Origin of the sequence: Tepidimonas sp., from assembly GCF_036824975.1 — a bacterium.
In the GTDB taxonomy this organism is placed as follows: domain Bacteria; phylum Pseudomonadota; class Gammaproteobacteria; order Burkholderiales; family Burkholderiaceae_C; genus Tepidimonas.
On the sequence record NZ_DAISZC010000075.1, the window covers coordinates 1 to 7095 of the forward strand.

A 7095-nucleotide genomic window follows, 5' to 3' on the forward strand; every position below is an offset into this window, starting at 1 on the left:
TCAAATATGGCGCTTGATTCGTACGATATTTCGTGGCCGAATTAATACCGTACCGAGGAAGGCGTGGTGCTGCACGACAAGGACGTCTGCATCGGCTGCGGCTACTGTAGCTACGCTTGCCCGTTCGGCGCGCCGCAGTTCCCCGGTCAGGGCACGTTCGGTGTGCGCGGCAAGATGGACAAGTGCACGTTCTGCGCTGGCGGTCCCGAGCCCAACGGCAGCCAGGCCGAGTTCGAGAAATACGGGCGCAACCGGCTGGCCGAGGGCAAGCTACCTGCCTGCGCCGAGATGTGCTCAACCAAGGCGCTGCTGGCTGGCGACGGCGACGTGGTGGCCGAGATTTTCCGCAGCCGCGTCGTGCAGCGTGGCAAGGGTGCCGAGGTGTGGGGCTGGGGCACCGCGTACGGCACCCAAGCGAAAGCGGGAGCATGAACATGAACCGGTACTGGCATCGACGCTTCGGCGTGGGGGCGCTGGCGGTGGTGGCCGCGCTGGCTGGCTGTGGCGAAAAACCGCAGACCGCCACGGGTATCAAGTCCGATCAGCCGGCCTACACGGGCACCGTGGGCACGGCGTTTGCCGACAGTGGCTGGCAGGCCGGGGAACGCAACAGCTGGGCACAGCACCTGCGGGTCCGGGCCCAGTACGGTCAAAACGAATACAGCCGCCCGTCGGCGGCAACCCAGTGAACGCGACGGGGAGATGCACCATGAACGTGTCGATGGCCTTGCGCGTTGCCGCCCTCGGACGCACGTTGGGGCTGGCGGTGCTGTTGCTCGCCGGGCCGGTGGCACAGGCCCAGCAGGTGCCCCAAGCGGCGCAGTCAGCGCAACCCCCTACCTTGGTCGATGCGGCCTCCCTCCCAGGTTACGCGCAGCAGGACAACGCGGCGCGTGCCCAAGTTCAGCCCGGCAACAACGCCCCGATGTGGCGTCAGGTGGGGCAGGGCGTCGAGGGCACGGTCAACTTTCCATACGCCGAGTACGGCGTGCTGATCCAGCCGACGGTGCAGTATCCGGGCGCTGCGGTGACGAATGCCGGTGAGGCGTGGCGGCAGGTGCGCAACCGCGTCATCCTGCCCTACGGCGGGGCGCTGCTGCTCATCGCACTGGTGGCGGTGGGGATTTTCTACGCGGTCAATGGCCCGTTGAAGCTGCATGGCGTGCCCACCGGACGCCAGATCGAACGCTTCACCGCCTTTGAGCGCGCGGCGCACTGGACCAACGCGGTTGCGTTCGTGCTGCTGGCGGTGTCGGGCATCGTGCTGGCCTTCGGCCAGTTCTTCCTGCGCCCCATCATCGGCACCACGCTGTTCGGCTGGCTGACGTATGCGCTGAAAAATGTGCACAACTTCGTCGGCCCGCTGTTTGCAGTGTCGCTGCTGGTGGTCATCGTGACGTTCGTGCGCGACAACCTACCTCGCCGCGAGGACTGGACGTGGTTGAGACGCTTTGGTGGACTGCTGAGTGAGCACGAAGTGCCGTCGCATCGCTTCAATGCAGGCGAAAAAATCGTCTTCTGGGGCGGCGTATTCCTGCTGGGACTGATCGTGGTCGGCTCCGGCCTGTTTTTGGACAAGGTCATTCCCAACCTGGCATATGTGCGTGGCAATATGCAGGTGGCGCACATGATTCACGCCAGCGCCGCGATGCTGATGATGGCACTGTTCATCGGCCACATTTACATGGGCACGATCGGCACCGAGGGGGCGTACCAGGCCATGAAGACCGGCTACGTGGACGAGATCTGGGCGCGTCAGCACCATGAGCTGTGGTACGAGGACATCAAGGCCGGCCGGATTCCCACTCAGCGCAGCACGCCTGCGCCGGCCGCTTCGGCCCACGCGCCGGCGGTGAAGGTGTGACGAACAAGGAGGTGCAGCGATGGATCGGAACCGCATCTGGGCGTTGGCACTGGCGCTGTTGGTTGGCGGAGGTGTGGCGCAGGCGAAGTTGCCCACCCCGCAGCTAACCGAGGAACAGAAGGCTGCCGCGGAACTGGCTAAGGCGAAAGCCGCGCATCAGGGCAGGGTCGAGGCCTACCAGACATGCCGGGCGGCCGAACGCGCCGCCGCCCACTATTTCAAAGCCCATCCGCAGGCCAAGCCATCGCCGAATGCGCCGGCGTGCAACGATCCTGGTCCCTTCGTCCCACCCGGGGCGGCTGCGGCCCCGGTCCCGGGGCCGGCGGCCAAGAAGTCCTGACTGGGGGCTTGGTCGGAGACCTCGGCAAGGCCCAGTTGGCCGGCACCGCAACGGATGGGTGGCGCATGTGGCTCAATGAACCGTTGGCATTTGGGGTGGCATCCGAGGCAGTGCGTCTGCCACGGCTGAGTGCGGCGCGCGCGCCGCTGACCCGAACCATCGAGGTCGTCGATGAGTTTGGCCAGCGCCGCAACATCCGCATTCCGGCCGAGCGACCCCTGACGGTGTACGTGGACAGGCGGGAACTGGTCACGCTCATGACGCTGGGGGCGCATCCCGAATGGCTGGTGCTGGGCTATCTGCGCAATCAGCGGCTGGTGTCGTCGCTCGACGACATCGAGTCGGTTACCGTCGATTGGGACGTTGGTGCCGCCGCCGTGCACACGCGCAGCGGTCTGCCCGATTGGGAAGCGCGCACTGCGCAGCGCGTCGTGACCACCGGTTGCGGACAGGGCAGCATGTTTGGCTCGCTGATGGATGCGCTCGAGGGAATTGCGCTGGTGCCGCAGGCGCGGCTGCGCCAGTCGCAGCTCTACGCGATCCTGCGTGCCGTGCGCGAACAGGACTCGACGTACAAGCAGGCGGGCTCGGTGCATGGCTGCGCGCTCTTCCGCGGTGAGGAGCTGCTGTTGTTTGTCGAGGACGTGGGGCGCCACAACGCCATCGACACCATCGCGGGCTGGATGTGGCTGCAGGGTGGCGATATGCTGCGCGGCGACGACAAGGTGTTCTATACCACTGGGCGGCTGACCAGCGAGATGATCATCAAGGCCGCCCAGATGGGGATCCCCATCGTCATCTCGCGCAGTGGCACCACCCAGATGGGGTTGGAGGTGGCCGAGCGCGTTGGCCTGTGTGCCATCGGGCGCGCCATCCACACCCGTTTCCTGTGCTACACGCATCCGCAGCGGCTGGTGTGGGATACTCCGCTGCCATGAGTGCGGCCCCCGAAAGACGTGTCCACATCATCGACCACCCGCTGGTGCAGCACAAGCTGACGCTGATGCGTCGCAAGGACACCAGCACCAAGACCTTCCGCCAACTGATCCACGAACTCAGCGCGTTGCTGGCGTACGAAGTCACGCGCGATATGCCCACGCAGGAGGTGGAGGTCGAGACGCCGCTGGAGAAGACCACCGGCCGGGTGATCGACGGCAAAAAAACGGTGCTGGCTTCGATTCTGCGCGCCGGCAACGGCTTTCTGGATGGCATGCTGGAGGTGTTGCCCAGCGCGCGGGTCGGCCACATCGGCCTGTACCGCGACCCCGCCACCCTCAAGCCCGTTGAGTATTACTTCAAGATGCCGTCCGGCATGGAAGAGCGCGACGTGATCGTGCTCGACCCCATGCTGGCCACGGGCAACTCGGCGGTGGCGGCGGTAGACCTGCTCAAGCGGCTGCATCCGCGCTCGATCTGCTTCGTCTGTTTGGTGGCCTGTCCTGAGGGTATCGCCAATTTCCACGGTCACCACCCCGATGTGGCGATCTACACTCCAGCCGTGGATCGAGGGCTCAACGATCACGGCTACATCGTGCCTGGTTTGGGTGATGCCGGTGACCGGATTTTCGGAACCAAATAAAAGACGTAACGTCGGTTGACGACCGAGATCACGCCGGCACGTCGGAGAGGGCGAGCGTGCCCCCCGTGCTTGCGTTCGATGGGCTGTGGAACCTGCCGTGAGCACAGTGTTCTATTCGATGGGGAGTGCCCGACGCAGGCACCGCGCTCGACCATGACGATATCTGCCCCTCCTCCTGGTGTGTCAACGCATCCGCTGGCCGACTCGATCTTGCCAGCGGTTCAGCACGGCGGCGCTGCGCCCACCGTCTGGGCGCTAGGCGTGCGCGCACTCTGGCGCGACTGGCGCTCGGGCGAACTGACGGTGCTGACGCTGGCCATTGTGCTGGCGGTGGCGGCGCTGACCGCGGTGGCGTTTTTTGCCGACCGCCTGCAGGCCGGGTTGCAGCGCGATGCGCGCCAGCTGCTTGGCGGCGACGTGGTGCTGCGCAGCGATCATGCTTTGCCAGCCGAGTACGAGCAACAGGCGCGCGCCCTCGGTCTGGCCGTCGCCCAGCATGTGACGTTTCCCACCATGGCACGCGCCGACGATGCCGAGGGTGGGGACGCACGCTTGGTGTCGCTGAAGGCGGTGTCGGCCGCATACCCGTTGCGCGGCGAGCTGCGCACCAGCACCGACCCGGCCGACCGGCTCGGGCAACCCGGGCCGGGTCAGCCAGTGCGTGGTCAGGTGTGGGTGGATGCGGCGTTGTTGGAGGCGTTGGACCTGCGGCTGGGGCAGCGTCTGTGGCTGGGTGAGCGCGCGTTCGAGCTGGCGCGTATCGTCACGCTAGAGTCGGACCGCGGGGCGGGCTTTCTGAACTTTGCGCCACGCGTGCTGATGGCGCTGGACGATCTGCCAGATACCGGTTTGGTGCAGCCTGCCAGTCGTCTGCAATACCGGCTGGTGGTGGCAGGGGAGCCCGCTGCCGTGCGCCGGTTCGAGCGCTGGGCGCAGTCGCGTCTGACCGAAACCGGCGAGCGCGGCACGCACATCGAAACCGTGGAGAGCGGCCGACCCGAGTTGCAGCAGACGCTGCAGCGTGCCGAGCAGTTCCTGCGCCTGGTGGCGCTGCTGACCGCGTTGCTGGCGGCCGTGGCGGTGGCGGTGGCGGCGCGCCAGTACGCCTTGCGGCACCTGGATGGCTGTGCCCTGCTGCGCGTGTTGGGGCTGTCGCAGGCGCGCATGGCGGGCAGCTACGCCGTCAGCTTCGCACTGGCGGGCGTGGTGGCGGCGCTGGTGGGGACGGCGCTGGGCTTTGCGGTGCATTTCGTGTTCGTCTGGTGGCTGGCCGATTTGTTGCAGGCCAGCCTGCCTGCTGCCGGTGGGGCGCCGGTGGCGCTGGGGCTGGGGGTAGGGCTGGCGCTGATGGCCGCCTTCGGGTTGCCGCCGGTGCTGCAGCTGGCGCAGACCCCGCCGCTGCGCGTGATCCGGCGCGAAGTCGGCGGGGTGCGCGCGGCCTCGGCGGCGGTGTGGCTGGCGGGGGCGGGCGGGTTCGTTGCGCTGCTGCTGGTGGCCAGCCGCGACTTGACGCTGGGCGCCATCGCGGTGGGCGGGTTCGTAGCGGCGGTGGCCGTGTTCGCCGTCGTGGCGTGGCTGGCGCTGCAGGTGCTGCGCGCGCTGGTGGCCGAATCGTCGGCACCGCGCTGGCTGCTGCTGGCGACGCGCCAGCTCACCGCGCGGCCCGGGTATGCGGTGGTGCAGGTGTGCAGTCTGGCGGTGGGGCTGCTGGCCCTGGTGCTGCTGGTGCTGGTGCGCACCGATCTGATCGACAGCTGGCGTCGTGCGACGCCGCCCGACGCACCCAACCGCTTCGTCATCAACATCCAGCCGGATCAGGCGCAGCCGTTTCGCGCCTTTTTGGCCGAGCATGGGGTGCAGCGGCTGGACTGGTACCCGATGGTGCGCGGTCGCCTGGTGGCCATCAACGGCAAGCCGGTGCGCCCGGCGCAGTTCGAGGGCGAGCGGGCGCAACGGTTGGTGGAGCGCGAGTTCAACCTGTCGTACAGCGCCGCACTGCCCCCACACAACCCGGTGATGGCCGGGCGCTGGCTGCCAGAGGAAGCGGCAGCGGTCAGCGTGGAGGAGGGGCTGGCGCAGACGTTGGGGCTGCGGCTGGGCGACCGGCTGACGTTCGACATTGCCGGGGTGCCCCGTGAGTCCCGTATCACTAGTTTGCGCAAAGTGGATTGGGCGTCGATGCGGGTCAACTTCTTCGCCCTCTACCCCGTAGCGCAGTTGGGCGATGATGTGCCCTACACCTACATCGCCGCCTATCGTGCGCCGCAGCAGGCGGGATTTGACCGCGCGCTGTTGCGCGCCTTCCCGAATGTGACCAACGTGGACACCAGCGCCGCGGTGGCGCAGGTACAGCGCGTGCTGGAGCAGGTGATTCGAGCGGTGGAGTTTTTGTTTGTCTTCAGCGTGGCGGCGGGCGTGCTGATGCTGTTGGCCACGGTGGGGGCCACGCGCACTCAGCGCGAACGCGAATACGCGGTGCTGCGCGCGCTGGGAGCCCCGGCGGCGCTGTTGCGGCACATGCAGCGCGCCGAACTGGCGGGGGTGGGCGCATTGGCGGGGGTGCTGGCAGCGCTGGCCGCAGCCGCTGTGGGCTGGGCGCTGGCGCGGCGGGTGTTCGAGTTCGACTGGCAGGTGTCGCCCTGGGTGCCGCTGGCCGGGGCACTGGCCGGGGTGGCGCTGGCGTGGCTGGCGGGCTGGTGGTCGCTGCGGGGGCTGTTGCGCGCTCCAGTGGTGCAGACCCTGCGCCGGGCGGCTGATTGATGCCTGGCTGCGTACCCGATACGCCGCATGCCGGTCTGACAGCGCGGCTGACCGGGCGGGCTCGACGTCCAGTGCCGCAACGATCGCGTCGCCAGCCGCTGCGTGTCGGTGGCCGATTACGCCCGGTGGTGGGTGGCTGCGCGCAGCAGCACGATGAGGGCGCCCGCACCCCCGTCGGCCGGGCGAGCCTGCACGAACGCCAGCACCTCGCTTTTCTGCACCAGCCAGCTGTGCACGCGGCCTTTGAGCACCGGGGTTTTGCCGGGTGAGCCTAGCCCCTTGCCATGTACGATCCGCACGCAGCGCAGCCCCTGCTTGTGCGCCTCGCGAATAAATACGGCCAGCTGGGTGCGCGCTTCATCGGTGCGCAGGCCGTGCAGGTCGAGTTCGGCTTGAATGGTCCAATCGCCCCGGCGCAGGCGGCGCACCATGTCCGGCCCCAGGCCGGGGCGGCGGTAGCTCAGGTGCTCGTCGGTGTGCAGCAGGGTTTCGACGTCAAACTCATCGCTGAGGGCGGCTTGCATCACGGACCGTTCGTCGGCGTGGCGCTGG

Annotated in this window: 7 protein-coding genes and 1 pseudogene; 7 read left to right on the forward strand and 1 reads right to left on the reverse strand. The window is 67.8% G+C overall.

Annotated elements, in window-relative coordinates:
- Nucleotides 1–45 precede the first annotated feature (45 nt).
- From V7Z54_RS08525 to V7Z54_RS08555, 7 genes and pseudogenes are all read left to right on the forward strand, one after another.
- Nucleotides 46–432 (forward strand): annotated as a pseudogene (locus V7Z54_RS08525) (4Fe-4S dicluster domain-containing protein); the annotation flags it as partial.
- A 2-nt stretch (nt 433–434) separates the two neighbouring features.
- Complete coding sequence (locus V7Z54_RS08530) at nt 435–689, forward strand: hypothetical protein (protein ID WP_334135836.1); 255 nt, start codon at nt 435–437, stop codon at nt 687–689.
- 20 nt (nt 690–709) lie between these two features.
- Nucleotides 710–1864, forward strand: a complete 1155-nt coding sequence (locus tag V7Z54_RS08535; RefSeq protein WP_334135837.1) for a formate dehydrogenase subunit gamma — start codon at nt 710–712, stop codon at nt 1862–1864.
- Between the two features lie 19 nt (nt 1865–1883).
- Nucleotides 1884–2204, forward strand: coding sequence for a hypothetical protein (locus V7Z54_RS08540; protein WP_334135839.1), 321 nt, complete (start codon nt 1884–1886; stop codon nt 2202–2204).
- Between the two features lie 65 nt (nt 2205–2269).
- The gene (locus tag V7Z54_RS08545) at nt 2270–3142 is read left to right on the forward strand and encodes a formate dehydrogenase accessory sulfurtransferase FdhD (protein WP_334135841.1); all 873 of its coding nucleotides are present in this window, start codon (nt 2270–2272) and stop codon (nt 3140–3142) included.
- Nucleotides 3139–3783 carry a uracil phosphoribosyltransferase gene (gene upp, locus V7Z54_RS08550; protein WP_334135843.1) on the forward strand — a complete coding sequence of 215 codons (645 nt, stop codon included), beginning with the start codon at nt 3139–3141 and terminating at the stop codon, nt 3781–3783. Before V7Z54_RS08545 ends, upp begins: the two co-directional genes overlap by 4 nt.
- A 153-nt stretch (nt 3784–3936) precedes the next feature.
- On the forward strand, nt 3937–6543 hold the full coding sequence (locus tag V7Z54_RS08555) for an ABC transporter permease (protein ID WP_334135845.1): 2607 nt from the start codon (nt 3937–3939) through the stop codon (nt 6541–6543).
- A gap of 116 nt (nt 6544–6659) precedes the next feature.
- On the opposite strand, the gene V7Z54_RS08560 is transcribed toward V7Z54_RS08555, so the two are convergent.
- On the reverse strand, nt 6660–7095 hold a 436-nt coding region (locus tag V7Z54_RS08560; protein ID WP_334135846.1), incomplete at its 5' end, for a Smr/MutS family protein.